The organism is Vibrio sp. 10N.222.49.C9, from assembly GCF_041474985.1.
Classification (GTDB): domain Bacteria; phylum Pseudomonadota; class Gammaproteobacteria; order Enterobacterales; family Vibrionaceae; genus Vibrio; species Vibrio crassostreae_C.
Genome location: NZ_JBFRVD010000041.1, coordinates 40,983 through 67,289 on the forward strand (window position 1 = coordinate 40,983; position 26,307 = coordinate 67,289).

At 45.9% G+C, this 26,307-nt stretch carries 24 protein-coding genes and 1 other RNA gene; 21 read left to right on the forward strand and 4 right to left on the reverse strand.

What is annotated here, in order from left to right; all coding sequences use genetic code 11:
- The first annotated feature begins 138 nt into the window (after positions 1–138).
- The 5 genes from petA (at position 139) to sspB (ending at position 3,962) form a co-directional block, all read left to right on the forward strand.
- Entirely contained in the window at positions 139–729 is a 591-nt protein-coding gene (gene petA / locus AB4585_RS17485; RefSeq protein ID WP_017061434.1) for a ubiquinol-cytochrome c reductase iron-sulfur subunit, read from the forward strand.
- Positions 729–1,994 (forward strand): cytochrome bc complex cytochrome b subunit, encoded by a 1,266-nt coding sequence (locus AB4585_RS17490; RefSeq protein ID WP_017061435.1) that lies wholly within the window; start codon positions 729–731, stop codon positions 1,992–1,994. Before petA ends, AB4585_RS17490 begins: the two co-directional genes overlap by 1 nt.
- Complete coding sequence (locus tag AB4585_RS17495; RefSeq protein WP_017061436.1) at positions 1,991–2,728, forward strand: cytochrome c1; 738 nt, start codon at positions 1,991–1,993, stop codon at positions 2,726–2,728. The genes AB4585_RS17490 and AB4585_RS17495 overlap by 4 nt, the downstream gene beginning before the upstream one ends.
- Before the next feature lie 97 nt (positions 2,729–2,825).
- Entirely contained in the window at positions 2,826–3,461 is a 636-nt protein-coding gene (sspA, locus tag AB4585_RS17500) for a stringent starvation protein SspA (RefSeq protein WP_009848943.1), read from the forward strand.
- A 6-nt stretch (positions 3,462–3,467) separates the two neighbouring features.
- Entirely contained in the window at positions 3,468–3,962 is a 495-nt protein-coding gene (gene sspB, locus AB4585_RS17505) for a ClpXP protease specificity-enhancing factor (RefSeq protein ID WP_017072808.1), read from the forward strand.
- A 254-nt stretch (positions 3,963–4,216) separates the two neighbouring features.
- Here sspB and AB4585_RS17510 read toward each other — a convergent pair whose 3' ends face one another.
- Genes AB4585_RS17510 through AB4585_RS17525 form a run of 4 tightly spaced genes read right to left on the reverse strand, consistent with a single transcriptional unit; the run spans position 4,217 to position 7,634 of the window.
- The gene (locus tag AB4585_RS17510; RefSeq protein ID WP_017062905.1) at positions 4,217–4,822 is read right to left on the reverse strand and encodes a BON domain-containing protein; all 606 of its coding nucleotides are present in this window, start codon (positions 4,820–4,822) and stop codon (positions 4,217–4,219) included.
- Between the two features lie 16 nt (positions 4,823–4,838).
- Complete coding sequence (locus AB4585_RS17515) at positions 4,839–5,429, reverse strand: phosphoheptose isomerase (protein ID WP_004729817.1); 591 nt, start codon at positions 5,427–5,429, stop codon at positions 4,839–4,841.
- A 2-nt stretch (positions 5,430–5,431) separates the two neighbouring features.
- Positions 5,432–5,830 (reverse strand): YraN family protein, encoded by a 399-nt coding sequence (locus AB4585_RS17520; RefSeq protein WP_372155079.1) that lies wholly within the window; start codon positions 5,828–5,830, stop codon positions 5,432–5,434.
- Complete coding sequence (locus AB4585_RS17525) at positions 5,817–7,634, reverse strand: penicillin-binding protein activator (RefSeq protein WP_137002193.1); 1,818 nt, start codon at positions 7,632–7,634, stop codon at positions 5,817–5,819. The genes AB4585_RS17520 and AB4585_RS17525 overlap by 14 nt, the downstream gene beginning before the upstream one ends.
- A gap of 61 nt (positions 7,635–7,695) precedes the next feature.
- Between AB4585_RS17525 and rsmI the strand changes: the two genes are divergently transcribed.
- The 16 genes from rsmI (at position 7,696) to lpxC (ending at position 26,035) form a co-directional block, all read left to right on the forward strand.
- Positions 7,696–8,562, forward strand: a complete 867-nt coding sequence (gene rsmI / locus AB4585_RS17530) for a 16S rRNA (cytidine(1402)-2'-O)-methyltransferase (protein WP_019824587.1) — start codon at positions 7,696–7,698, stop codon at positions 8,560–8,562.
- A gap of 176 nt (positions 8,563–8,738) precedes the next feature.
- Positions 8,739–9,178: RNase P RNA component class A (gene rnpB, locus AB4585_RS17535), an RNA gene on the forward strand.
- A gap of 228 nt (positions 9,179–9,406) precedes the next feature.
- Entirely contained in the window at positions 9,407–10,357 is a 951-nt protein-coding gene (gene rsmH / locus AB4585_RS17540; protein ID WP_017066240.1) for a 16S rRNA (cytosine(1402)-N(4))-methyltransferase RsmH, read from the forward strand.
- A 3-nt stretch (positions 10,358–10,360) separates the two neighbouring features.
- Positions 10,361–10,678, forward strand: a complete 318-nt coding sequence (gene ftsL / locus AB4585_RS17545; protein WP_019824585.1) for a cell division protein FtsL — start codon at positions 10,361–10,363, stop codon at positions 10,676–10,678.
- A complete protein-coding gene (locus AB4585_RS17550) occupies positions 10,675–12,432 on the forward strand; it encodes a peptidoglycan glycosyltransferase FtsI (RefSeq protein WP_017070830.1) in 1,758 nt (585 codons plus the stop codon). Before ftsL ends, AB4585_RS17550 begins: the two co-directional genes overlap by 4 nt.
- 18 nt (positions 12,433–12,450) lie before the next feature.
- Positions 12,451–13,935, forward strand: a complete 1,485-nt coding sequence (gene murE / locus AB4585_RS17555; RefSeq protein WP_017062900.1) for a UDP-N-acetylmuramoyl-L-alanyl-D-glutamate--2,6-diaminopimelate ligase — start codon at positions 12,451–12,453, stop codon at positions 13,933–13,935.
- Positions 13,935–15,308: a UDP-N-acetylmuramoyl-tripeptide--D-alanyl-D-alanine ligase gene (gene murF / locus AB4585_RS17560; protein ID WP_017059283.1), complete on the forward strand. Its 1,374-nt coding sequence runs from the start codon at positions 13,935–13,937 to the stop codon at positions 15,306–15,308. Before murE ends, murF begins: the two co-directional genes overlap by 1 nt.
- Complete coding sequence (gene mraY / locus AB4585_RS17565) at positions 15,305–16,387, forward strand: phospho-N-acetylmuramoyl-pentapeptide-transferase (protein WP_017059284.1); 1,083 nt, start codon at positions 15,305–15,307, stop codon at positions 16,385–16,387. The genes murF and mraY overlap by 4 nt, the downstream gene beginning before the upstream one ends.
- A 57-nt stretch (positions 16,388–16,444) precedes the next feature.
- Complete coding sequence (gene murD / locus AB4585_RS17570) at positions 16,445–17,761, forward strand: UDP-N-acetylmuramoyl-L-alanine--D-glutamate ligase (protein WP_372155035.1); 1,317 nt, start codon at positions 16,445–16,447, stop codon at positions 17,759–17,761.
- Positions 17,762–17,783: 22 nt separating this feature from the next.
- Positions 17,784–18,980, forward strand: coding sequence for a cell division protein FtsW (gene ftsW, locus AB4585_RS17575; protein WP_017059286.1), 1,197 nt, complete (start codon positions 17,784–17,786; stop codon positions 18,978–18,980).
- A gap of 12 nt (positions 18,981–18,992) precedes the next feature.
- A complete protein-coding gene (gene murG / locus AB4585_RS17580; protein WP_017059287.1) occupies positions 18,993–20,054 on the forward strand; it encodes an undecaprenyldiphospho-muramoylpentapeptide beta-N-acetylglucosaminyltransferase in 1,062 nt (353 codons plus the stop codon).
- 13 nt (positions 20,055–20,067) lie between these two features.
- Entirely contained in the window at positions 20,068–21,528 is a 1,461-nt protein-coding gene (murC, locus tag AB4585_RS17585) for a UDP-N-acetylmuramate--L-alanine ligase (RefSeq protein WP_017059288.1), read from the forward strand.
- A gap of 278 nt (positions 21,529–21,806) precedes the next feature.
- Positions 21,807–22,499 carry a cell division protein FtsQ/DivIB gene (locus AB4585_RS17590; protein WP_017059290.1) on the forward strand — a complete coding sequence of 231 codons (693 nt, stop codon included), beginning with the start codon at positions 21,807–21,809 and terminating at the stop codon, positions 22,497–22,499.
- Complete coding sequence (ftsA, locus tag AB4585_RS17595) at positions 22,492–23,760, forward strand: cell division protein FtsA (RefSeq protein ID WP_010434747.1); 1,269 nt, start codon at positions 22,492–22,494, stop codon at positions 23,758–23,760. The genes AB4585_RS17590 and ftsA overlap by 8 nt, the downstream gene beginning before the upstream one ends.
- A 31-nt stretch (positions 23,761–23,791) precedes the next feature.
- On the forward strand, positions 23,792–25,021 hold the full coding sequence (ftsZ, locus tag AB4585_RS17600; RefSeq protein ID WP_017059291.1) for a cell division protein FtsZ: 1,230 nt from the start codon (positions 23,792–23,794) through the stop codon (positions 25,019–25,021).
- A gap of 96 nt (positions 25,022–25,117) precedes the next feature.
- Positions 25,118–26,035, forward strand: a complete 918-nt coding sequence (gene lpxC / locus AB4585_RS17605) for a UDP-3-O-acyl-N-acetylglucosamine deacetylase (protein WP_010434751.1) — start codon at positions 25,118–25,120, stop codon at positions 26,033–26,035.
- Positions 26,036–26,307 lie beyond the last annotated feature (272 nt).

A 26,307-nucleotide genomic window follows, 5' to 3' on the forward strand; every position in this document is an offset into this window, starting at 1 on the left:
GGTAGCTTTATCTTGTCAAAAAGTAGGGTTTTATTTATCATTTGCCGTCAATAAATAGAACTAAATACATATTTTGTTAGCCATGCTCTTTAATCGGAATTATTTCAATCCACAAGGAGCAAATGGGAGAATGTTTGGATGAGCAACGCGCCTTTAAATAACGGTCGCAGGCGTTTCTTAACCGCAACAACAGCCGTTGTTGGTGGTTTAGGAGCAGCTGCTGTAGCCGTGCCTTTTATTAAATCATGGAATCCGAGTGCCAAGGCGAAAGCTGCGGGCGCGCCGGTGGAAGTGGAAGTCAGTAAGTTAGAACCGGGACAAATGGTTCGTGTCGAGTGGCAAGGTAAACCTGTATGGGTTGTACGCCGTGCTGAGTCGGTACTAGAAAACCTAAAATCGATCGGTGGTCAACTTCGTGACCCTCAATCTGAAGCTGAACAACAACCAGAATACGCACAGAACGAGTTCCGTTCAATTAAGCCGGAATTCTTCGTTGCTGTTGGTTTCTGTACGCACTTAGGTTGTTCTCCAACTTACCTGCCGGATTCTTTTGCAGAACAAGTTCAGGGTGTTAAGTCTGGTTTCTTCTGTCCTTGTCATGGTTCAAAGTTTGATATGGCAGGTCGAGTATTCCAAGGCGTACCAGCTCCATTGAATCTTGTTGTACCAAAGCATATGTATTTGAGTGACACTAAGATCATGATCGGTGTGGACGAGGGAGACGCGTAATGCAAGGATTGCTTGATTGGGTAGAGAAACGTCTACCCGCGATGAATGCGTATAAAAAGCATTTATCTGAATACCCAATGCCTAAGAACTTTAACTTTTGGTACCTTTTCGGTTCTTTGGCAATGTTGGTATTGGTTAACCAAATCCTTACGGGTATTTGGCTAACAATGAACTACGTACCGTCAGGTGAGGGTGCATTTGCTTCTGTTGAATACATCATGCGTGATGTGGAATACGGTTGGCTACTACGTTACATGCACTCAACAGGTGCTTCGGCATTCTTCGTTGTTATCTACCTGCACATGTTCCGTGGCCTAATCTATGGTTCTTACCAAAAGCCTCGTGAGCTACTTTGGATCTTCGGTATGTTGATCTTCTTAGTGCTTATGGCTGAGGCTTTCATGGGTTACCTACTACCATGGGGTCAAATGTCTTACTGGGGTGCTCAGGTAATCATTTCTCTGTTTGGTGCGATCCCTGTTATCGGTGATGACCTAACGCTTTGGATCCGTGGTGACTACATCATCTCTGGTGCAACGCTGAACCGTTTCTTCGCACTGCACGTTATCGCTCTACCAATTGTACTTCTGCTGCTTATCGTACTTCACGTACTAGCACTGCACGAAGTGGGTTCGAACAACCCAGACGGTATTGAGACGAAACTTCCTAAAGGCACAATGGGCGACGACTACAAAACGCAGTTCCCATTCCACAAGGATTACACTAAGAAATACGACATCATTGACTCTATTCCTTTCCACCCATACGGGACCGTGAAAGATATGGTTGGTGTGGCCGGTTTCCTATTCTTCTTCTGTTATGTGCTGTTCTTTAACCCAGAGATGGGTGGATTCTTCCTTGAGCCGCCAAACTTTGAAGCTGCTAACCCACTGAAAACACCAGAGCACATCGCTCCGGTATGGTACTTCACGCCGTTTTACGCAATTCTGCGTGCTGTTCCTGATAAGTTGCTAGGTGTTGTAGCAATGGGCGCATCTATTGTTGTGCTATTCCTACTACCATGGTTCGACCGTTGTAAAGTGCGTTCTTACCGTTACCGTAGCAAACTGCATTTGATTAACATCATCCAATTCACAATAAGCTTTATTGCGCTTGGTGTACTTGGTGCGCTTCCAGCAACGCCAACATACACGCTACTGGCTCAAATCTTTAGCTTAGGTTACTTCATGTTCTTCGTTCTACTGTGGTTCTACAGTAAAAATGAAGCGACGAAACCATTACCAGAAAGGGTGACATTCAAATGAAAAAGTGGATTGTAATTTTATTTGCTATGTTGCCGTCACTGGTGATGGCAGCGGGTGCAAACGTACCATTAGACAAAGCGAACAATGATTTAACAGACAAAGCTTCATTGCAAAATGGCGCTAAGATGTTCATGAACTACTGTTTCGCTTGTCACTCAACGCAGTACCAGCGCTATGAACGTGTTGCGAATGATTTAGAGATCCCCGTTGATCTTATGAAGGAAAATCTGATTTTCGACCCTGAAGCGAAAATCGGTGACTTGATGGTTAATGCTATGCCTTCTGATCAAGCGGCAAGTTGGTTTGGTGCTCCGCCACCAGACCTAACATTGGTTGCTCGTGTTCGTGGCGCAGACTGGCTGTACACTTACCTTCGTACTTTCTATGAAGATCCGTCTCGTCCATTTGGCGTGAACAACATTGTTTTCCCAAGCGTTGGTATGCCGCACGTTCTTGAAGAACTGCAAGGTATCCCAACACCAATCTACGATACTCATATGGTAGATGGCGAGGAAGTGACGGTTGTTGTTGGCACTGAGACTGACGGCTCTGGCGAATTAAGTGCTGGTGAATACGACGAAGCAGTTCGTGACCTTGTTAACTTTTTGGTTTACTCGGGCGACCCAGTTCAACTTGAGCGTCACGCTATGGGTTGGTGGGTAATGGCCTTCTTAGTAATCTTCACTATCATCGTGATTTTACTGAAGAAAGAGTATTGGCGTGATGTGCACTAATTGTGCTATAATACCGTGCTAATTCCCAAATTATGTTAATGTTCAATGGAGGCTTTAGGCCTCCATTGTTTTTATTTAAAGTGTACTGGAGGGCTCCATGGCTGTAGCTGCCAATAAACGTTCTGTAATGACTCTTTTCTCAAGTGCTTCTGATATGTATAGCCATCAGGTGCGCATCGTTCTTGCTGAAAAAGGCGTAAGTGTTGAAGTTGAGTTGGTTGATGAAAAAAATCTACCAGCAGAGCTTGTTGAACTGAACCCGTACAAATCAGTACCTACTCTTGTTGATCGTGAGCTTGCTCTATATGACTCGAAGATCATCATGGAATACCTAGATGAGCGTTTCCCTCACCCACCGTTGATGCCTGTATACCCGGTTGCTCGTGGTAACAGCCGTCTAATGATGTACCGCATTGAGCGTAACTGGTATTCAGTTGCAGAGAAGATCGTTAAAGGCAACGCTGAAGAATCTGAAGCAGCTCGCGTTAAACTGCGCAACGACCTACTGACTCTTGCTCCTATCTTCGCTGAGTATGAATACTTCATGAGCGAAGAGTTTAGCCTAATTGATTGTTACCTAGCTCCGCTATTATGGCGTTTACCTGAGCTTGGTATCGAACTAATTGGTCCTGGTTCTAAAGAGCTTAAGATTTACATGAACCGCGTATTCGAACGTGATTCATTCCTAGCTTCTCTAACTGAAGCTGAGCGTGAGATGCGACTCGTTCGCTAAGCGTTTATGGATATTTCTAATATGACTCCACGCCGACCATACATGCTTCGTGCATTTTATGAGTGGCTGGTTGATAACGAACTAACTCCACACCTTGTTGTTGAAGCAACATTACCGGGTGTGCGAGTTCCAGAAGAGTTTGTTCAAGATGGTCAGATCATTCTGAACATCGCGCCTCGTGCGGTTGGACAACTTGAACTGGGTAACGAAGCTGTGACGTTTAGTGCTCGCTTTAGTGGTCGTCCACACTCTGTGATCGTTCCGCTTTACGCAGTACAAGCGATTTATGCTCGTGAAAATGGTGCTGGTACCATGTTTGAACCTGAAGAGGCTTACATGGAAGCGTTTGAAGAAGGGATTGAAGAAAGTCCTTTTGAAGAACCAGAAAAAGGCCCATCTTTGAGCGTAGCAACGGCAGACGTAGATGCTGAAGAGCCAGACTCAGATCCTGAGCCACCTCGTCCAGCGAAAGGTCGCCCAAGCCTTCGTGTTATCAAATAACGTTAGTTATACCAATCACAGTAAGTAAGTGATCAGAAATAGCGCAGGAAAAAAGCTTGAGAGCAAGGCGGAATTTTTTGATAAGTAGTTATTCTACAATCAAAAATTCTAACGCAGTTATCGAGATTTTTAACAAGCTAGAATGATAGATTATTTACTACGATTGGTATTAGATAACGAACCAAATAAAAAAGCAGCGACTCGTCGCTGCTTTTTCTTTTCTGCTATATCGCATTTAGTTGACTGGCTTACGGCTAGTTAACAGCCGTCTCTTCTTCACCGTATTCAAACGCTCGAATAACCTGTTTTACGCCAGATATGTTACGCGCAACTTCTGTCGCGATATCGGCATGCTCTCTAGTCACGAGTCCAAGTAGGAATACTTCAGAATCCTCAGTAATCACTTTTACTTTGATGCCGTTAAGCTCAGCATTCGCAAGCAGAGCTGATTTCACCTTAGTGGTAATCCAGCTGTCTTTACTGATAGCACTTACAGACAAAGGTTCTTTCACTCGAACTTGATTGTGGATGCTCTCAACGCCAGCCACTTCTTTGGCTTGGTTTTCAAAAGCGCGACGTTCTGAATCTGTGGTTGCTTGCCCCATCAACACCACTGAACCTCGGTATGAGCTTGCGGTGACACGTACATTGCCACGGAATGGTTGTTTATTGGTAATCGCTGCAACTTCAAATTCGATGTTGTTGTCGTTCCAAATCTCTTTGGTTGTTCGCGTATCTGTGACTAGGTTTGCAGTAGTTGCAGCACCAGCAATGAAAATGCCAGCACAACCAGACAGAGACAGTGTAAGTAGCGAAACATTAATCAGCTTAAACAGCCTCATAGAGGTTAATGATTTCATTGTGATGCTCCGTATATCACTCTTCGTGGGCAGGGAAGAGTACTTGATCGATTAGGTCACATAGGCAGTGCAGTGTCACCATGTGTACTTCATGAATGCGCGCTGTACGGTGTGACGGGATACGAATCTCTACATCGTGTTCACCAAGCAAACCTGCCATCTCACCACCATCTTTACCGGTAAAGGCGATGATGGTCATGTCGCGAGTTACCGCCGCTTCCATTGCCTTGATGATGTTCTTGCTGTTACCGCTAGTCGAGATAGCCAACAGAATATCGCCAGTTTGACCGAATGCACGCACCTGCTTAGAGAAGATCTCTTCATAGTGGTAGTCGTTAGCCACAGCCGTTAGCGTGGTGTTGTCTGCTGTGAGTGCCATTGCTGGAAGGCTAGGGCGCTCTGTTTCAAACCGGTTGAGTAGGCACGATACAAATTGCTGAGCATTCGACGCCGAACCACCATTACCACAACAAAGAATTTTGTTTCCGTTAAGCAAGGTCGCAACCATTGCTTGAGCGGCATGCGTGATTGCGTCAGGCAGAGCTTCTGCAGCCGCAATTTGGATTTGAATACTTTCTGTGAAACTTTCTTTAATGCTGTCTAGCATGTTTATCCTTGGGTAATCGCGTTTTGAATCCAGTCGATAGTGTCATTCGGCCCTTCAATGGCAACAATATCAAACCTGAAATCTGTAGAGTGCACCGACAAGCCTTGCTGCATAAGCCAAACATTGGCTGTTTTGAGCAGTTTCTGTGACTTCTTGGCAGTCACCATTTCAGCGGCATGTCCGTAGCGGGTTTGCTTGCGGTATTTTACCTCAGCAAACACAACCGTATTGTTATGGCGCATTATAAGATCAATCTCGCCACATTTTGCTATGAAGTTTTCTTCTATTAACGATAAACCGTGGTTAATCAGATAAGATTTTGCCACGGCCTCGTATTTATCACCCACTTGTTTGTGGGTGATGGTTGGTTTGGGTAGGAACTTTCGGCTAAAAAGCCCCATGCTCTGCCCAGCTGATTTCACGTTGAACCACACAGTTGTTATCGATGGTTAGCACACCCGTTTCACCTGGAATGCTGTAACCCTGTACGGCTTTCATCTGTGGCAGTGCATCCATTAGGTAGTATGCATCCATTCCCAGTGCTTGCAGACGCTTTTGGCCGTTTGAGTGTGCAGGCCATAGGTCGTTTAGCTCTTTATTAAGCTCGTTTTTGTTCTCAACCAATAGTGGGATGTCGCTGTAGAACACGCCGGTTAGGTCTTCATACTGCTTATCACCGCTGTTGCTGCGTGAGTTTGAGAAAAGAGCGGGCTGGCTAGCATCAGGGTTAATTGCAACTTCAATGAAGGGTTTGATTAGCGTTAGCTCTGAGTTCTTAGCCACAATGTAGACAGAATCGATATCACGACGGCTGCGTGGCTCTGTTTCTAGGTCTAGGTTCAGTAACCCATCCATTTGAGCGATACGTTGTTGGCTCTCTTGCAAGCCAAATACCTGATTCACATTACGTTGCAGTTGGCGTTTGTCAGAGAACAAGCTGATAGCCACATCGTTGCTGCTGTATTTTTTCCACTCTTCTTTAAACGCTTGCTCAACACGCTCACCTAAACGTCCTCTTGGCGCAAGGATAAGCGGATACTTGTAGCCTTGAGCAAATAGGTGTTTCGCTGCCTGAGCAACTTCTTGTTCAGGCGATAGAGCGAGATAGCAAATATTGGTATCAGGTTCTAGTTGCGTTGGAATGTTCAGAGCTAAAGCTGGAATCGAATTCTCGTGGTTTTTCTGCGCTTGCTGAAGCTTAGTAATGTTGCTCTTGATCAGCGGACCCACAATGAAATCAACGTTGTTCTCTTCCAGTGTCGCTTTAATCTCAGCAGCACTTTGCACGTTGGTATCCATTACTGTCAGCGTTGCATCTTCTTCGCGTTCTTTGTCGTTCATCATCGCAAAGATGAAGCCATCACGTACCAGTTGTGCTTGCTTACCGTATTTACCCGTTAGCGGCAGCAACAGTGCAGTGCTGGTTGGCTTGCTGATCTCTAGCGCCAAGATGTCGGTGATCGCCTGAGGTGTGTAAGTAGCAGCTGGGTGCTGAGGATTCTCGGCTAACCAATCCGATAAGGTTTCCTGCAGGTTTGGAAGATTTGAGTTCAGCGTCTTCATGTAGATTGCCAGTTGTAACCAACCTGAAAGCACATCTTCTGTCGGTGATGTTTTCAGTTCTAGAATCTCGTATTGAGAGTAGCTATTCAGGTTTTGCCAAATACGGTCGGCAGTTTGCTGTTGAAGCTCGTCGTCAGCCTCTAGGTACTCTGAATAGAGCACTAACTCACGGCTTGCCTCGAAATACTCACTCTTCATCTCTGAGATGTTCGCGCGTAGCTCGTGATAATCTTTCCACTGCTCGTTCGGAAGCTTCCACCAAGGCTGGAAGTTCAGTTGGCTATAAGCTTGTTCAGGCTGCGAGTTATTCACCAACAGTTGAGCGCGAGCTAATTGCCATTCCGCTTGTTGCGTTTCGCTCAGCTCTTGTTTTGCTAAGCGTTTAATAAGCAGAGTTGCTTGATCGGTTTTTCCAGCTTGCACAGAAGCCTTAAGCGCCATGATTAACCAGTCGTTTTGTAGACTTCCTTTGCTACTATCCGCTTGCATCATGTAACTTTCAGTTGATTGCGCTGGATCTAGTGTAATATCAACGCTCGTTGGTGCTTGAGGACCTGAAGAACAAGCCGCCAATGTAATTGCTAATGCAATTGGAGTTAGTAAGCGTGGTACACTGAGTCTCTTATGGTTCATCGTTGCCATGAGTTCTTTAAATTCCGTATAAATTTGTATCTATATTAATCGTTGAAGTGATGGTAAACAAATGACAGATAACAAAACCTTGCTCACAGAGAGCCCAACTCTCTACATTGTGCCAACCCCAATCGGAAATTTGGGAGATATCACTCAAAGAGCAATTGAAATTTTATCAAGTGTCGATGTTATTGCAGCCGAAGACACACGCCACACGGGTAAGCTGCTTGCTCACTTCAATATATCAACCAGAACGTTCGCTTTACATGATCATAATGAACAAACTAAAGCGCAAGTTCTAGTCGAAAGGTTATTAGAAGGTCAGTCTATCGCATTAGTCTCTGATGCGGGTACTCCTTTAATTAGTGACCCAGGTTACCATCTTGTCTCACAATGTCGTCAAGCGGGTGTGAGAGTTGTGCCACTTCCTGGTGCTTGTGCTGTGATTACCGCGTTAAGTGCTTCTGGTTTACCGTCAGATCGTTTCAGCTTTGAAGGCTTCTTACCGCCCAAAAGCAAAGGTCGTAAAGACAAGTTCTTAGAGATCGCAAAGGCAGAGCGCACCTGCATCTTCTATGAATCACCACACCGTATTTCAGACTCTTTGCAAGATATGCTTGAGATTCTTGGCCCTGACCGTGAGGTTGTATTGGCGCGTGAGCTAACTAAAACCTTCGAAACCATCCAAGGGCTGCCACTGGGTGAACTTATTGAGTGGATTGAAGAAGACGCGAACCGTAAACGCGGTGAGATGGTGTTACTGATTCACGGCCACCGTGAAGAAGCGAGCACAGAATTGCCAGACGAAGCGACTCGCACACTAGGCATTCTAACCAAAGAGCTGCCTCTTAAAAAAGCGGCGGCAATGACGGCAGAAATCTACAATCTGAAAAAGAACGCGTTATACAAATGGGGCCTAGAGCATCTAGACAACTAGAAACCTCTTTATAGAGTAGCTAACCTGTATTGAAAAGCTTGTGAGGAATGATGGTATTGCCGTCATTCCTCTTTTTTTGTTTGAATTGTGTGAAATTTACGCAGTTGCTTAGAGGTTTGCACCATATTTGTGATCTCGCTAGACACTGCACCCTAATCTCTATACAATCCGCCCTCGGAGTTGAACGGGTAATCGCTGCTTTGCTGATGTCCTTCGGGAGACTGACGTTGAGGTCCTTCGGGAAACTGACGTTGAAGTCCTTCGGGAGACTGGTAGAGGGGAGGAACGTCCGGGCTCCATAGAGCAGGGTGCCAGATAACGTCTGGGGGGCGCGAGCCCACGACAAGTGCAGCAGAGAGAAGACCGCCGATGGCCTCATTTCTTCGGAAGGGGCACAGGTAAGGCTGAAAGGGTGCGGTAAGAGCGCACCGTGCGACTGGCAACAGTTCGTAGCAAGGTAAACTCCACCCGGAGCAAGATCAAATAGGCCCTCACATTGCGTTGCTCGCGTATGGGGGCGGGTAGATTGCTTGAGCCTGTGAGCGATTGCAGGCCTAGACGAATGGTTACCGCCGCGCAAGCGGAACAGAACCCGGCGTATGTGTCAACTCCACCTATATAAAGAACCCATCATTACTTAACGGTAGTGATGGGTTTTTTGCTTTATATTGACGTAAATTATTTAGATTTCCTTAGAATCCTTCACCCTGATATGAGCTTGGGTCAAAAATTCCCAAAGCCTATACACAATATGGTGGAGATACGGCGTGAAATCAGTACACTAAAACGTTAATAGAACAAATTATTGCCGAACTAATGGCTCAATCCACTCACTGAGAAGACTATGACAGAAGCATTCAAACATATTTCAGTATTGCTTAACGAATCTATTGACGGACTTGCGATCAAACCTGACGGTACCTACATCGATGGTACTTTTGGCCGTGGTGGTCACAGCCGTACAATCCTGTCTAAACTGGGCGAGAATGGACGACTCTTTAGTATTGACCGCGATCCACAAGCGATTGCAGAAGCGCAAAAGATTGATGACCCTCGTTTTACGATTATTCACGGCCCGTTCTCAGGTATGGCTGAATATGCGGAGCGTTATGACTTAGTCGGTCAAGTGGATGGTGTGTTACTGGATCTAGGTGTTTCTTCACCACAGCTAGATGACGCTGAGCGTGGCTTTAGCTTCATGAAAGACGGTCCGCTTGATATGCGTATGGACCCAACAACCGGTATTCCTGTCTCTCAGTGGTTAGTTGAAGCCGATCTTGATGACATCACATGGGTTATCCGTGAGTTCGGTGAAGACAAACACGCTCGTCGTATCGCGAAAGGCATCATCGCTTATCAAGAGAATGAAGAGAACGAACCTCTAACGCGCACTGGTCAGTTGGCTAAGCTTATCTCGGATGTAGCTCCAAAAAGCTTCAAAGAGAAAAAGCACCCAGCAACACGTGCTTTCCAAGCCTTCCGTATCTACATCAACAGTGAACTTGAAGAGATCGATACAGCCCTGAAAGGCGCAGCAAGCATTCTTGCTCCTGAAGGCCGTTTGTCTGTTATTAGCTTTCACTCTCTTGAAGACCGCATGGTGAAGCGCTTTATCCGTAAAGAGAGCCAAGGTCCGCAAGTACCACATGGCCTGCCACTAACAGAAGAGCAGATCAAAGCGCTAGGCAGTGCTGATCTTAAGCCTGTTGGTAAAGCGATCAAGCCTTCTAAAGATGAAGTGGATGAGAATACTCGTTCGCGTAGCTCAGTATTACGAATCGCAGAAAAGCTATAGTCAATGAAGACCTCCAAACCGAACTTAGCCAAGATAATATTTTTTGATTTGATCTCCGTGGGCAAGGTCCCATTGATGCTTCTTATCTGTATCTTCGCGAGTGCGATGGGGGTCGTTCTTACGACACATATGTCACGTCAGGCGATCACGCAAAAAGACACGGCGTTGGTGGAGCGAGAACAGCTTGATGATGAGTGGCGAAATTTAATGCTTGAAGAGACGGCTCTGGCTGAACATAGTCGCGTTCAAGCATCGGCAAAAAGAGAGCTAGACATGAAACGTCCAGACTCTGAAAAAGAAGTTGTGATCACACTGAAATGACCGGTAAAAAGGAAAAAGCACCCGCAAAAGCTGTTAAGAAACCAACGAAAGAGCGAGTGAAGAGCGAAAAGGATTCGGATCCAATTCTTATTAAATGGCGTTTCAACGTCGTTATTGCTTTCGTGTTTCTTGCCTTTGCTGCGCTGGTTGGTCGTGTGGCTTACATCCAAATTATTGAACCAGATAACTTAATTCGTCAGGGCGACCTTCGCTCAGTACGTGTTAAGGCCATTCCTTCTGCTCGCGGTATTATTTCAGACCGCAATGGCGAGCCGCTTGCTGTGAGTGTTCCAGTTGAAGCGGTATGGGCCGATCCTAAAACGATTTTCGATAAAAACGGCATGGCCCAAATTGATCGTTGGTACGCGTTAGCCGATGTACTTGGCTTAGAGCGACAATCGATGATCGACAAGATCTCTAGCAACAAATCCCGTCGATTTATTTACCTGCAAAGACAAGTTAGCCCAGCAATGGCGAAATACATCCGCGACTTAAAGCTGGTGGGTATTGGTCTTAAAGCAGAATCACGTCGTTATTACCCAGCCGGTGAAGTCAGCGCGCATCTTATTGGTGTGACCGGAATTGATGGACACGGCCTAGAAGGTGTCGAGCGCAGCTACGATAAGTGGCTCACGGGTGAAGCAGGTAAACGTACAATCCGTAAAGACCGTTACGGGCGAGTAGTTGAAAACATTGCACTAGAAGAGCGTGAAGAAGGTAAACCACTCGAATTGACCATCGATCAGCGCTTACAAGCCATCGCTTATCGAGCGATTAAACAGGCGGTAGCCGATCACAAGGCGACGTCTGGATCTGCCATCTTATTAGACGTAAAAACGGGTGCGGTTTTGGCCATGGTTAACGCACCGTCTTACAACCCAAACAATCGTGCTGATTTACAAAGCTTTAAGATGCGTAACCGCGTGATCACCGATGCTTTTGAGCCAGGTTCGACGGTTAAGCCGTTTGTTGTTCTTGCCGCTCTCGAAAATGGTACCGCGGATGCTGATACTGTAATTGATACGGGTAACGGCATCATGCAAATCGGTGGTAGCCGTGTACGTGATACTTCCAAAGTTGGTAAGGCAGACTTGGCGTTAATCCTTAAGAAGTCGAGTAACATCGGTGTGGCGAAGTTAGCACTGGATATGCCACTTGAAGCGCTACTGGGCATGTACAGTTCTGTTGGTCTTGGCGAGATGTCTGGGCTGAATCTAGTCGGTGAGACCGCGGGTATTTTCCCGAACCGTCGACGCTGGTCTAAGTTTGAAATCGCTACCTTATCCTTTGGTTATGGTCTAGCGATTACTCCGCTGCAATTGGCTCATGCCTATGCGACGTTAGCGAATCACGGTGTTTACGAACCTATCCATATCGTTAAAAGCAACGACCAAGATTTCTCAAAACAGATCATCAAGCGCGAAAATGCTGAGTTGGTTTTGAACATGCTAGAAGGCGTAACCCAAAAGGGCGGTACAGCGACAAGAGCTGCCGTGCCGGGTTACCGAGTAGCAGCAAAAACAGGTACATCTAGAAAAGCGATTTCCGGTGGTTATGGAGACGAGTACTTCGCCTATACCGCAGGTGTTGCTCCAGTGAGTGACCCAAGAGTCTCTTTGGTTGTGATGATCAATGAACCTCAAGGTGACCTCTACTATGGTGGCTCGGTCGCAGCCCCTGTTTTTTCTGAAATCATGAAGGGCGCACTGCAAATTCTGAATGTCCCTGCTGATGAAAACAAGTTTCAAGAATAGAGCCAATCAGGATTCAATATGAGTAATAGCCTCACGCTGTCATCTTTACTTTCTCCTTGGGGTGACTTTAGTTCACCTGAGCTGGATGCGATTGCCGTTGAACAGTTGGAGTTGGATAGTCGTGCCATCAAAGACGGCGATATTTTTGTTGCTGTAGTTGGGCATGCTGTTGATGGCCGTCGTTTCATTGACAAAGCGGTCTCACAGGGAGCCAATGCCGTTATCGCACAAGCTGATGCTGAAAAGGCCCATGGTCTGATTGAGTGGTTGGATGCTGTTCCGGTTGTTTACATTAAAGACCTTAACTTGGTGTTATCTGAGTTGGCCGGTCGTGTTTACTCGTCTCAGGCGACTAAGCTGATTGGTGTTACCGGCACCAATGGCAAAACCACTATCACCCAATTGATTGCTCAGTGGCTAGATTTAGTCGGCCAACGCTCTGCGGTAATGGGCACCACGGGTAACGGTTTTCTAGACAACCTTAAAACGGCGGCGAATACGACCGGTAGTGCGATTGAAATACAACGTACGCTGAGTGAGTTGGCTGAAGAAAACGCTGTTTATACCGCGATGGAAATCTCGTCTCATGGTTTGGTTCAAGGCCGAGTTAAGGCATTGGATTTTGAGGCTGGTGTATTTACTAACTTGAGCCGTGACCACTTGGATTACCACGGCACGATGCAAGAGTACGCTCTGGCTAAGAAGAGCTTGTTTACTCAGCATAAGTGTAAGCACGCTGTGATTAATGTTGATGATGAAGTCGGTAAAGCTTGGATGGCTGATCTGTCCAATGCAGTAGCTGTGTCATTGCTTCCGTTATCGGGCTACCAGCAGTCAGTGTGGGCATCGGATGTTGCTTATGCAGAGACGGGTATCAAACTCGCTTTTGATGGTAGCTGGGGGCAGGGACAACTGTCTGTTCCTTTAATTGGCCAGTTCAACGCATCAAATGTATTGGTTGCTTTCGCGACCCTACTTGTACTAGGCATCGACAAGCAAACCTTGATCGACACAGCACCTCAATTGCAACCTGTGATTGGCCGTATGGAACTGTTCCAAGTACCAAACAAAGCGAAAGTGGTTGTCGACTACGCGCATACACCTGACGCATTAGAGAAAGCATTGGCAGCACTACGTGTACATTGCTCTGGAAAGCTATGGGCAATCTTTGGCTGCGGTGGTGATCGAGATACAGGCAAGCGCCCAATGATGGCGGTTACCGCAGAGCAGTTCGCCGATAACATTATTATTTCAGATGACAACCCTCGCAGTGAAGACCCGGCATTGATTGTTAAAGACATGCTGGCAGGTTTAAGTGAGCCTGAAGTCGCCTTTGTTGAACACGATCGCTACCAAGCGGTTAAGTTCGCGCTTGAACAGGCAGACAGCAATGACATTATTCTTTTGGCTGGTAAAGGCCATGAGGATTACCAAGTATTAAAAGACAAAACGATCCACTATTCGGATCGAGAGTCAGCACTACAACTTTTAGGTATTTCATAATGATTGATGTATCACTCGAGCAGATCTGCTCAGCGGTGAACGGTCAGCTGATAGAGGCTGGCAAATCGAGCAATAGTTTGATCAATGCGGTTTCTACCGATACTCGCACCGTTGAAGAAGGTGCACTGTTTGTTGCTCTCGTAGGTGAACGTTTTGATGCGCATGATTTTTGTGGTCAGGCTGTTGAGGCCAATGCGAGTGCGTTATTAGTTCAACGAAAACTTGACCTAAATATTACTCAAGTTGTTGTTGAAGACACTAAACTTGCTTTAGGTCAGCTAAGTGCTTGGATCCACAAACAATGTAACGTGCCAACCATGGCGATAACAGGAAGCTGTGGCAAAACGACCGTCAAAGAGATGGTCGCGAGTATTCTACAACAACGTGGCAAAGTGCTGTTTACAGCGGGTAACTTCAATAATGATATTGGAGTACCACTAACCTTGCTGCGCAGTGAACCCAATGACGACTATGCCGTGATAGAACTGGGCGCGAACCACATTGGTGAAATTGCCTATACCACGCAGCTTGTGAAACCACAGGTGGCCTTAGTGAATAACGTTGCTGCCGCGCATCTAGAGGGCTTTGGCTCAATTGATGGTGTTAAACAAGCGAAAGGCGAAATTTTTCAGGGGCTTGCTGCTGGTGATACTGCTATTGTTAACCTAGAGAGCAATGGTGGTGACTTCTGGAAAGATGTGCTTGCAGACAAAAACGTACTGACCTTTTCTGAAAGTGATGACACGGCGGATTACTTTTCGACGAATATTCGCATCAACGAGCAGGGTGAAGCTTGCTTTGATATGCAGACCCCGCAAGGTGCTATCGATGTCGAACTTGGCATTATTGGTCAGCACAATGTAGCCAACGCATTAGCCGCAGCAGCACTGAGCATTCAATTCGGTGCCACGCTTGCAGAAATTAAAAGCGGTTTAGCGAATCTTATCTCAGTTAAAGGCCGAGTTGAGGTTCAACAATTAAGTCAGAATATCAAGCTGATAGATGACAGTTACAACGCCAGTGTACCGGCAATGAAGGCTGCAGCTAAATTGTTGTCGAGCTTCAAAGGTCAGCGTTGGTTGATTTTAGGCAATATGGCTGAATTAGGCGATGAAAGCCTTGCACTTCACCGTCAAGTCGGTGAATATGCTGCCCCATTCGCTTTTGAGCATGTACTCACTTACGGTGATGATACCAAGGTGATTAGTGAAGTGTGTAACGGCACTCACTTTGCAACGCATGAAGCGATGATCGCGCACATAGAGCAGCACTTGAGCTTGCCAGAAAACGCGCCACATACCTTGTTGGTAAAAGGCGCCAATAGTGCAGGAATGAGTAAAATAGCCGCTGCTTTAAAGGAGAACTTTTCATGATAATTTGGCTTGCAGAGCTACTACAGCCACACTTTTCTTTTTTCCGTTTGTTCGAATACTTATCGTTTCGTGCAATCGCGAGCATTTTGACGGCTTTATGTCTGTCGCTGTGGATGGGACCTCGTTTAATTGAGCGTCTGCAAATGCTGCAAATTGGCCAAGTTGTTCGTAATGACGGCCCAGAATCTCACTTCAGTAAGCGTGGTACACCAACCATGGGTGGTGTGATGATCCTTGCTGCGATCATCATTACGGTCTTACTTTGGGCTGACTTATCAAACCCTTACGTTTGGGCCGTACTTGTCGTGCTAGGCGGTTACGGTGCAGTTGGTTTTGTTGATGATTATCGTAAAGTCGTTCGTAAGAACACTGATGGCTTGATTGCGCGTTGGAAGTACTTCTGGCAATCGGCTATTGCATTGGTTGTGGCGTTTGCTCTGTATGCTCATGGGCAAGACACTGCTGCGACACAATTAGTGGTGCCTTTCTTTAAAGATGTGATGCCACAACTTGGTTTACTGTACATTGTTCTAACTTACTTTGTTATTGTGGGTACCAGTAACGCGGTAAACCTAACTGATGGCCTAGATGGCTTGGCGATTATGCCAACGGTTATGGTTGCTGCGGGTTTTGCTGTTATCGCTTGGGCGACAGGTAACGTTAACTTTGCAGCATACCTACACATTCCATACATCCCATACACCTCTGAACTGGTGGTGGTATGTACTGCTATCGTTGGTGCAGGCCTTGGCTTCCTATGGTTTAACACTTACCCAGCACAAGTATTCATGGGCGATGTTGGCTCTCTAGCACTGGGTGGTGCGTTAGGTGTGATTGCGGTACTCGTTCGTCAAGAGTTGGTACTAGTGATCATGGGTGGTGTGTTTGTAATGGAGACTCTGTCAGTGATTCTGCAGGTGGGCTCTTACAAATTGCGTGGTCAGCGTATTTTCCGCATGGCACCGATTCACCACCACTATGAACTTAAAGGTTGGCCAGAGCCGCGTGTTATCGTGCGTTTTTGGATAATCTCAATGGTATTAGTACTGGTTGGCCTAGCGACACTGAAAGTTCGTTAATCCTGTATGAGCCTCTGAATAGGGGCTCTTTAAAACTATTAAGAGCATCTTGTTTAAATGGAACGTTGGCAAAATATTCAAAATGTAGTGGTTGTGGGGCTCGGTATTACCGGGCTCTCTGTCGTTAAACATCTCGTAAAATATCAGCCCCATACTTGCGTAAAGGTAATTGATACGCGAGAGCTACCACCAGGAAAGGAATCTTTGCCTGAGTCGGTTGAGCTGCATTCTGGAAGCTGGAATAGCCAATGGCTAGCTGAGGCTGATCTGGTGGTTGCTAACCCAGGCATTGCTTTAGCGACACCTGAAATTCAAGATGTGCTTCAAGCGGGTACGCCTGTCGTTGGCGACATCGAGCTGTTTGGTTGGGCTGTAGATAAGCCTGTTGTGGCGATTACTGGTTCAAACGGTAAGAGTACCGTGACTGATCTGACTGGTGTGCTTGCTAAGGCTGCTGGGCTTAATGTTGGCGTTGGCGGCAATATTGGCATTCCTGCCCTAGACCTTCTAGAACTTGATGCGGATTTATATGTCCTTGAACTTTCAAGTTTTCAGTTAGAAACTACATCGAATTTAAAACTTGCCGCTGCGGCATTCTTAAATCTGTCTGAAGATCATATGGATCGCTATCAGGGTATGGCTGATTATCGTGAAGCCAAGTTAAGAATTTTTAATAACGCGCAGTGTGCGATTGTTAACCGCGACGACAAAGAGACGTATCCAGACCACAACATGTCATTAGTAACATTCGGACTCGACGATCAAGAGTTTGGTGTCGCGACAGTTGATGGTACCGAATGGCTAATGGACAACGGTAAACCTGTCCTTGCTACCCAAGATTTAACATTGGTTGGACGTCACAATGTGGCGAATGCGTTAGTCTCACTTGCACTATTGAAGCAAGTTGGTATCGACTACAGCAAAAGTCTTGATGCTTTGAAGGCCTATAACGGTTTGACGCATCGTTGCCAAGTCGTGGCTGACAAGCGCGAAATCAAATGGGTTAATGACTCCAAAGCAACGAATGTAGCCAGCACATTGGCAGCCCTGTCTGGGTTGGAGTATCAAGGTACGTTATATCTTTTGGTTGGCGGCGTTGGTAAAGGTGCTGACTTTAGTGAGCTTGAACCAGTATTGGCGCAACTTGAGCGTGTTCAGCTGTGTTGTTTCGGTGAAGATGCAGATCAATTCATGCCTCTGCACCCATCGGCACAAAAGTTCGATACCATGCAGCAGATAATCGAATCTATCTCGCCACAGCTGGTGGCTGGAGATATGGTGATGCTGTCTCCGGCGTGCGCAAGCTTCGATCAATTTAATAATTTCATGGCAAGAGGTGATGCGTTCACTGAGCTTGCTCATGAGTATGCTTAACGTGTTGAAGGACTAACATTCAGTGCAAAGAGTCAAAGAGATTAATCAATCCATCTGGCAGTGGCTAAACCGTGCTACTCCCGAGGCGCTTTACGATCGTCAATTGGTGTGGATTGCTCTTGGGCTAATGCTGACAGGTTTGGTGATGGTGACGTCTGCTTCGTTCCCCATCAGTGCTCGTTTAACCGATCAGCCGTTTCACTTTATGTTCCGTCATGCCATCTTCCTTGTATTGGCGTTAGGTGTCTCTAGCGTCATATTGCAAATCCCGATGCAACGCTGGTTTCAATACAGTATGTATCTACTGGGCTTGTCCTTCTTCTTGCTGATTGTGGTATTAGCCGTCGGTAAGTCGGTTAACGGCGCATCGCGTTGGATCCCATTAGGGCTATTTAACTTACAACCCGCTGAAGTCGCCAAGTTATCGCTGTTTATCTTTATGGCGGGCTACTTGGTTCGGAAGCAAGATGAAGTGAGAAAAACCTTCTTCGGTGGTTTTGGTAAACCGATCATGGTATTCGGCGCTTTTGCCGTGCTGCTGCTAGGCCAGCCCGATTTAGGTACTGTGGTCGTAATGCTAGTGACCCTGTTCGGCATGCTATTCATTGCTGGTGCCAAGCTTTCACAGTTTATCGCCTTGATGGTGGCAGGTATTGCCGCGGTCGTTGGTTTGATTGTTATAGAACCTTATCGTGTTCGACGTGTTACCTCATTCTGGGAACCTTGGAACGACCCGTTCGGCAGTGGTTACCAGTTAACTCAGTCATTGATGGCGTTTGGCCGTGGTGATTGGATGGGGCAAGGGCTCGGTAACTCAATTCAGAAACTCGAATACTTACCCGAAGCGCACACCGATTTTGTATTTGCTGTGTTGGCAGAAGAATTGGGTTTTGTTGGCGTGACCTTGGTCTTGATACTCATCTTTAGCTTGGTTTTTAAAGCCATTTTTATTGGCAAAAAAGCCTTTGAACACGATCAAGTGTTCAGCGGCTATCTGGCTTTTGGTATTGGTATTTGGTTTGCGTTTCAGACGCTTGTTAACGTAGGTGCTGCATCTGGCATCGTTCCGACCAAAGGTCTAACCCTACCGCTAATCAGTTATGGTGGTTCGAGTTTAATTGTTATGTCTGTGGCGGTATCAATGCTGCTGCGCATTGACCACGAATGCCGAATGCAACAAAAAGAACAAGCTGATAGTCAAAACGAATTAGTAGAATAAGAATCTAACGTGATGAAACAAAACAAAAAACTTTTAGTGATGGCTGGTGGTACTGGCGGTCACGTTTTCCCAGGGTTAGCAGTAGCGAAAAAGCTTCAGCAACAAGGTTGGGAAATTCGCTGGTTAGGCACAGCAGACAGAATGGAAGCGGATTTAGTGCCAAAGCATGGCATTGAAATCGACTTCATCAAAGTGAAAGGCCTGCGTGGTCAAGGCATTAGCAAGTTAATTAAAGCGCCGTTCCAGATTATTAATGCCATACTTCAAGCAAGACAACACATTAAAGCATGGCAGCCTGATGTGGTACTTGGCATGGGTGGTTACGTGAGTGGCCCGGGTGGTATCGCGGCATGGTTGTCTGGCATTCCAGTGGTTCTGCATGAACAAAATGCAGTGGCAGGTTTAACCAACCAATGGCTGTCTAAGATTGCTAAAAAGGTTTTCCAAGCTTTCCCTGGTGCTTTCCCTACCGCAGAAGTGGTGGGTAACCCAGTACGCGAAGATGTGGTTGCCTTAGCTGAACCCGAGCAACGCATGGCTGAGCGTGATGGTGACATCCGCATCTTGGTTATGGGCGGCAGTCAGGGCGCAAAAATCCTAAACGATACCTTGCCAGTAACGATGGCGCAGCTTGGTGAAGGCTTCACTGTGATGCACCAAGCGGGTAAGAACAATCAACAACAAGTTATTGAGCAATACAAATCACATTCTGTTGGTAATGTTCAAGTGACTGAATTTATTGATGATGTGGCGCAAGCTTATGAGTGGGCAGATCTATTAGTGTGTCGCTCAGGTGCATTAACCGTATCAGAAGTGTCTGCGGCAGGTGTCGGTTCTATCTTCGTTCCGTTTATGCACAAAGACAGACAACAAGCGTTGAATGCCGACCATTTAGTTGAATGTGGCGCAGCGTTAATGATTGAACAGCCTCAACTAACGGCTGATAAGCTAGCGAACACTATCACGCAGCTTGATAGAAATGAATTAAAAATGATGGCAACAAAAGCTCGTCAAGCCGCCAAGCTTGATGCTGATGTGACCGTCGCTGAAGCGATTAAAGCTTTAGCAAAATAATGAGATTGAATTGATGACGATTGAACATACCCAAGACTTAGCGCAAATCCGTGCAATGGTGCCAGAGATGCGCCGTGTTAAATCTATCCACTTCATTGGTATTGGTGGTGCCGGAATGAGCGGGATTGCTGAAGTCTTGCTAAATGAAGGCTACCAGATCACGGGTTCTGATATTGCTCAAAACCCAGTGACTGATCGTTTAGTTAGCAAGGGTGCGACCGTTTATATCGGTCACCAAGCGAGTAACGTTGCCGACGCAAGTGTGGTGGTTGTTTCAACCGCTATCAACGAAGAAAACCCAGAAATTATTGCAGCTCGTGAAGCGCGCACACCGATCGTTCGTCGTGCAGAAATGCTGGCTGAGCTGATGCGTTTTCGTCACGGTATTGCTGTGGCAGGTACGCACGGTAAAACAACCACGACTGCGCTAGTGACACAGATTTACTCGGAAGCCGGCCTAGATCCAACCTTCGTAAACGGTGGTTTGGTTAAAAGTGCTGGCACTAACGCACGTTTAGGTTCAAGCCGTATTCTTATCGCTGAAGCCGATGAGAGTGATGCTTCATTTTTACATCTGCAACCTATGGTTAGTATCGTAACTAACATTGAAGCGGATCATATGGATACCTACGGCGGCGATTTCGAAACGCTAAAGCAGACATTTATCGATTTCCTACACAACCTGCCGTTCTACGGCCAGGCTGTGATGTGTGTAGATGATCCTGTTGTACGTGAACTTATCCCTCAGGTGAGCCGCCAAGTGATTACTTACGGCTTCTCTGAAGACGCAGATATTCGTATTGAAAACTACGTACAAGAAGGTCAACAAGGCAAGTTTACGGTTGTACGTGAAGGTAAAGCTAACTTAGATATCACGTTGAACATTCCAGGTCGCCACAACGCATTGAATGCATCGGCTGCGATTGCTGTTGCAACAGAAGATGACATCAGCGATGAAGCGATTCTCAAAGCGATGGCGGGAACGGAAGGCACGGGTCGCCGTTTCGATCACCTAGGTGAGTATGAAACAGGTAAAGGCGTTGCAATGCTGGTCGATGATTACGGTCATCACCCAACCGAAGTTGATGTGACGATTCAAGCTGCTCGTAGTGGCTGGACTGATAAACGTCTTGTTATGATCTTCCAACCGCACCGTTATAGCCGTACTCGCGATCTGTATGATGATTTCGCGAACGTTCTTGAGCAGGTTGATGTCCTAATTCTGTTAGATGTTTATTCTGCAGGTGAGAAACCGATTGCAGGGGCTGACGGACGTTCATTAAGTCGAACTATTCGTGGGCGTGGTAAGATAGACCCAATCTTTGTTGCCGATATCAACGCACTGCCATCGGCTTTAGCCAACGTAATTCAAGGCGGTGACCTTGTTTTAACGCAGGGTGCAGGCGATGTTGGTCGAGTAGCGAAGCAGTTGGAATCGTTACAGTTAGACATTAATAAAATGCAGAACGCGTAACAGAATACTGTCTACAGACTGTGGTCAATCGCTCACTTCTTGCGATTGACCTAAAATTGACCAAAAATCTTATTATCAACGTTTGATAGTTTGATTTTGCTCAGTATAATTCATAGGTTAAAGTAAGTGCTTTTACCTCTATTACGAAGATAGGGAATAGAATTGCGAACCAACGACAGGGAATGCGGGCTTTGGTAGAAAGTACTTTTAGCGAAAACCGCCACCTATTCAGTTTACCGTCGCTCAAGAAACACGCCTTAGGCGGGTCTTTTTTTGTCATGGTATTGCTATTCATTGGGTTTCTTTTCTATACCACACTAACTTGGATGTGGGACGATCAGCGATTGCCTCTCTCCAAAATAGTACTTCAAGGCGACTTAACTTACGTAACCGCTGGTGATGTTCAACATGCCTTTAGCGAGCTAGAGCACATTGGAACCTTCATGTCGCAAGACATCGGTGTGTTGCAAGACAGTTTAGAAGCGTTACCTTGGGTTTCAGTGGTCTCCATTCGTAAGCAGTGGCCAGACACAATAAAAGTATTTTTGACTGAGTACCATGCGGCAGCAATCTGGAACGGTAACATGCTGCTGAATGACGATGGTCAGGTGTTTAATGGTGATATCGGCCTGTTGAAGGGCGATAGAGTTAAGCTTTACGGCCCAGACGGCACCAGCCAAGAAGTGATAGAAAAGTGGCGACAGATAACCCCTTTGATTAACAGTCTAGGGTTAACCGTTACCTCTCTCGTTCTCAATGAGCGTCGCGCTTGGCAAATAATCCTAGATAACGGTATCCGTTTAGAACTAGGTAAAGATTCTTTAGATGAGCGTGTTGAACGCTTCATTTCGCTTTACAACGAACTTGGTAGTAAAGCGAATCAAGTGAGCTACATCGACCTCAGGTATGATACGGGAGCCGCTGTAGGCTGGTTTCCAGAGCAAGAGTTAGAAGAGAGCACAGATGACTAAGACCGCAGATGACAACATAATCGTTGGTCTTGATATAGGCACTGCGACCATATCAGCTCTGGTTGGTGAAATATTGCCTGATGGTCAAATCAATATCATTGGTTCTGGGCAAAGCCCATCCAGAGGTATGGATAAAGGTGGTGTAAACGACCTAGAGTCGGTAGTTAAGTCGGTTCAGCGAGCTATTGATCAAGCAGAGTTGATGGCGGAATGCCAAATCAGCAATGTATTTATCTCGCTATCGGGTAAACATATCGCAAGCCGAATTGAAAAAGGCATGGGCACTATCTCTGATGAAGAGGTGTCTCAAGACGATATGGATCGAGCGATCCATACCGCGAAATCAATTAAAATAGGTGATGAGCAGAGAATTCTGCACGTGATCCCACAAGAATTTACCATTGATTATCAAGAAGGGATTAAGAACCCACTTGGCTTATCTGGTGTTCGAATGGAAGTCAGTGTTCACCTAATTTCTTGCCATAGCGACATGGCGAGAAACATTATTAAAGCTGTTGAACGATGTGGTCTCACAGTAGAACAAATCGTGTTTTCAGGACTTGCCTCAAGCAATGCGGTAATTACTGAAGACGAGAGAGAGCTTGGAGTATGTGTTGTCGATATCGGTGCGGGTACAATGGATATTTCCATTTGGACTGGCGGCGCACTTCGACACACAGAAGTCTTTTCCTACGCAGGAAATGCAGTAACCAGTGATATTGCCTTCGCTTTCGGCACGCCAGTGAGCGATGCTGAAGAGATAAAAGTAAACCATGGTTGCGCTCTGAGTGAACTCGTAAGCAAGGATGACTCTGTTAACGTCCCAAGTGTTGGTGGTCGCCCATCGAGAAGTTTGCAACGACAAACTTTGTCGGAAGTGATTGAACCACGTTACACTGAACTTATGGGTCTCGTTAACCAAACTATTGATACGGTTCAATTACAGCTACGAGATGAAGGTATTAAACACCACCTTGCAGCTGGCGTCGTTCTTACTGGTGGAGCGGCACAAATTGACGGATTGGTAGAGTGTGCGGAACGTGTTTTCCGCAATCAAGTTCGAGTTGGTAAGCCGTTAGAAGTTAGTGGCTTAACTGACTATGTTAAAGAGCCGTATCATTCTACGGCGGTTGGTTTACTTCATTACGCAAGAGATTGTCAGATCAGTGATGAAGGTGATTACAGCGAACCTAAGCGTTCAGCACCTTCTATGTCTGGTTTATTTGGCAAATTGCGTAATTGGATACAAAAAGAGTTTTAACCTGAGTTGCAGGAAAAAACGGAGATAACACATGTTTGAACCGATGATGGAAATGTCTGACGATGCAGTAATTAAAGTCGTTGGAGTTGGTGGCGGTGGCGGTAACGCTGTTGAGCACATGGTACGTGAATCAATCGAAGGCGTAGAATTCATCAGTGTTAACACTGATGCACAAGCACTTCGTAAAACAAGCGTGAGCAGCGTGATCCAAATTGGTGGTGATATCACTAAAGGTTTGGGCGCTGGTGCAAACCCACAAGTAGGCCGTGATGCAGCTCTCGAAGATCGAGAAAGAATTAAAGAAGTTCTAACTGGCGCCGATATGGTATTTATCGCAGCTGGTATGGGCGGTGGTACTGGTACAGGTGCTGCTCCAGTTATTGCTGAAGTTGCGAAAGAGTTGGGTGTGCTGACGGTTGCTGTTGTAACTAAGCCATTTAGCTTTGAAGGCAAAAAGCGTTTAGCGTTTGCTGAGCAAGGTATTGAAGAGCTTTCTAAACATGTGGATTCATTAATTACGATTCCAAATGAAAAGCTACTTAAAGTACTTGGCCGCGGCGTAACTCTGCTAGAAGCTTTCGCAAGTGCAAATGATGTACTTAAAAACGCTGTACAAGGTATCGCTGAGCTAATTACTCGCCCTGGTATGATTAACGTCGATTTCGCGGATGTTCGCACCGTAATGTCTGAGATGGGTCATGCAATGATGGGTAGCGGTATCGCAAAAGGTGAAGACCGTGCTGAAGAAGCTGCTGAAACAGCAATTTCTAGCCCACTACTAGAAGACATCGACCTAGCTGGCGCGCGTGGCGTTCTTGTGAACATCACTGCAGGCCTAGATATGCGTCTAGATGAGTTCGAAACAGTAGGTAATACAGTTAAGGCATTCGCATCTGATAATGCAACAGTTGTGATTGGTACTTCTCTAGACCCTGATATGACAGATGAAATCCGCGTAACTGTTGTTGCAACAGGTATCGGCACAGAGAAAAAACCAGACATTACATTAGTTGCTGGTGGTAAAGCTAAGGTTGCACCAACTCCTCAACCACAGGTAGCGGCTCAAACTGCACCAAAAGTGGAAGAGAAAGTGGCACAACCATTGCAAGAAAAAACTGAGGTTAAACCTCAAGTTAAGCCGCAACCAACAACGTCACCTGTTTCTTCAGGTACAGGCGCTAGCCAAAGTGCAGCACCTAAGGCTGAGAAAGAGAGTGGATACTTAGATATTCCAGCATTCTTACGACGTCAGGCTGATTAACAAATACCCAAAATTTGACTATCGTCGAATTAATGGTAAAATTCGCGGTCGGTAAATACTGACCGTGATTTGTAGCACTGATAACGAGGCAAGCAGATGATCAGACAACGTACTCTGAAAGAAATTGTGAAAACAACTGGTGTGGGTCTCCACTCTGGTCGTAAAGTCACACTTACTCTTCGCCCGGCAGCTGCAAATACAGGTATTGTTTATCGTCGTACAGATGTAAATCCACCTGTAGATTTCCCAGCTGATCCAGCGTCAGTTCGTGACACTATGCTATGTACAGCTCTTGTTAATGACGAAGGCGTACGTATCTCTACAGTGGAACACCTTAACGCAGCTTTAGCGGGTATGGGCATCGACAACATTATTGTTGAAGTAGATGCTCCTGAAATCCCAATTATGGATGGTAGCGCAAGCCCATTCGTATACTTGCTACAGCAAGCGGGTGTAGAAACACTGAATGCAGCGAAGCGTTTTATTCGTATCAAAAAGCCTATCCGTTTTGAAGATGGCGATAAGTGGGCAGAGTTTGTTCCATTTAACGGCTTCCGTATGGACTTTGAGATCGACTTTAACCACCCAGCAATTGAATCTGATGAGCAACGTTTGTTGTTTGATTTCTCTTCACAAGGTTTTGTGAAAGAAATCTCTCGCGCTCGTACTTTCGGCTTCATGCGCGACATTGAGTATCTACAATCTCAAAACCTAGTACTTGGTGGTAGCTTTGATAATGCTATCGTACTTGACGAATACCGAATTCTTAATGAAGAGGGTCTACGTTTTGACAATGAGTTCGTAACTCATAAAGTACTAGATGCGATTGGTGACTTGTACATGTGTGGACACGCTATTATTGGTGAGTTTCGTGCATACAAATCAGGTCACGGCCTAAACAACCAACTACTACGTGCAGTACTTGCTGACGCAGAAGCTTGGGAATGGGCAACATTCGAAGAAGAAGTAGGCTCTCCTGTTGCATTTGCTGAACCAGGAATGGTTCTAGCGTAATTGTTGTTTACAGCAATATAAGATTTCGAAAACCAGGTCATTGACCTGGTTTTTTTGTATCTATTTTCCAGATACAGTGTCGTCAACATCCGAAAGTTGTCTCCCAATGAGCTGCAGTCTGGCTAATCCATCAGCAATTAGAAAGAAAAGTTCCAAGCACATCAAACAAATGGGGTTATAAATGGTTGTTGGTGTGAAAATTACTTACACTAAAGGGCATTAATTTTAACTCAAGCCTTGAAAACTCTACTCTCAAGTACAATATCAAAGAT

Coding starts and splice junctions, on each gene's coding strand:
- sspA (WP_009848943.1), top strand. CDS start 2,826: ATGGCTGTAGCTGCCAATAAACGTTCTGTAATGACTCTTTTCTCAAGT.
- murG (WP_017059287.1), top strand. CDS start 18,993: ATGAAACAAAACAAAAAACTTTTAGTGATGGCTGGTGGTACTGGCGGT.
- AB4585_RS17515 (WP_004729817.1), bottom strand. CDS start 5,429: ATGCTAGACAGCATTAAAGAAAGTTTCACAGAAAGTATTCAAATCCAA.
- AB4585_RS17525 (WP_137002193.1), bottom strand. CDS start 7,634: ATGGCAACGATGAACCATAAGAGACTCAGTGTACCACGCTTACTAACT.
- lpxC (WP_010434751.1), top strand. CDS start 25,118: ATGATCAGACAACGTACTCTGAAAGAAATTGTGAAAACAACTGGTGTG.
- AB4585_RS17490 (WP_017061435.1), top strand. CDS start 729: ATGCAAGGATTGCTTGATTGGGTAGAGAAACGTCTACCCGCGATGAAT.
- rsmI (WP_019824587.1), top strand. CDS start 7,696: ATGACAGATAACAAAACCTTGCTCACAGAGAGCCCAACTCTCTACATT.
- AB4585_RS17510 (WP_017062905.1), bottom strand. CDS start 4,822: ATGAAATCATTAACCTCTATGAGGCTGTTTAAGCTGATTAATGTTTCG.
- AB4585_RS17550 (WP_017070830.1), top strand. CDS start 10,675: ATGACCGGTAAAAAGGAAAAAGCACCCGCAAAAGCTGTTAAGAAACCA.
- rsmH (WP_017066240.1), top strand. CDS start 9,407: ATGACAGAAGCATTCAAACATATTTCAGTATTGCTTAACGAATCTATT.
- sspB (WP_017072808.1), top strand. CDS start 3,468: ATGGATATTTCTAATATGACTCCACGCCGACCATACATGCTTCGTGCA.
- petA (WP_017061434.1), top strand. CDS start 139: ATGAGCAACGCGCCTTTAAATAACGGTCGCAGGCGTTTCTTAACCGCA.
- ftsZ (WP_017059291.1), top strand. CDS start 23,792: ATGTTTGAACCGATGATGGAAATGTCTGACGATGCAGTAATTAAAGTC.
- ftsL (WP_019824585.1), top strand. CDS start 10,361: ATGAAGACCTCCAAACCGAACTTAGCCAAGATAATATTTTTTGATTTG.
- mraY (WP_017059284.1), top strand. CDS start 15,305: ATGATAATTTGGCTTGCAGAGCTACTACAGCCACACTTTTCTTTTTTC.
- murD (WP_372155035.1), top strand. CDS start 16,445: ATGGAACGTTGGCAAAATATTCAAAATGTAGTGGTTGTGGGGCTCGGT.
- AB4585_RS17520 (WP_372155079.1), bottom strand. CDS start 5,830: ATGGGGCTTTTTAGCCGAAAGTTCCTACCCAAACCAACCATCACCCAC.
- murC (WP_017059288.1), top strand. CDS start 20,068: ATGACGATTGAACATACCCAAGACTTAGCGCAAATCCGTGCAATGGTG.
- AB4585_RS17590 (WP_017059290.1), top strand. CDS start 21,807: ATGGTATTGCTATTCATTGGGTTTCTTTTCTATACCACACTAACTTGG.
- murE (WP_017062900.1), top strand. CDS start 12,451: ATGAGTAATAGCCTCACGCTGTCATCTTTACTTTCTCCTTGGGGTGAC.
- murF (WP_017059283.1), top strand. CDS start 13,935: ATGATTGATGTATCACTCGAGCAGATCTGCTCAGCGGTGAACGGTCAG.
- ftsA (WP_010434747.1), top strand. CDS start 22,492: ATGACTAAGACCGCAGATGACAACATAATCGTTGGTCTTGATATAGGC.
- AB4585_RS17495 (WP_017061436.1), top strand. CDS start 1,991: ATGAAAAAGTGGATTGTAATTTTATTTGCTATGTTGCCGTCACTGGTG.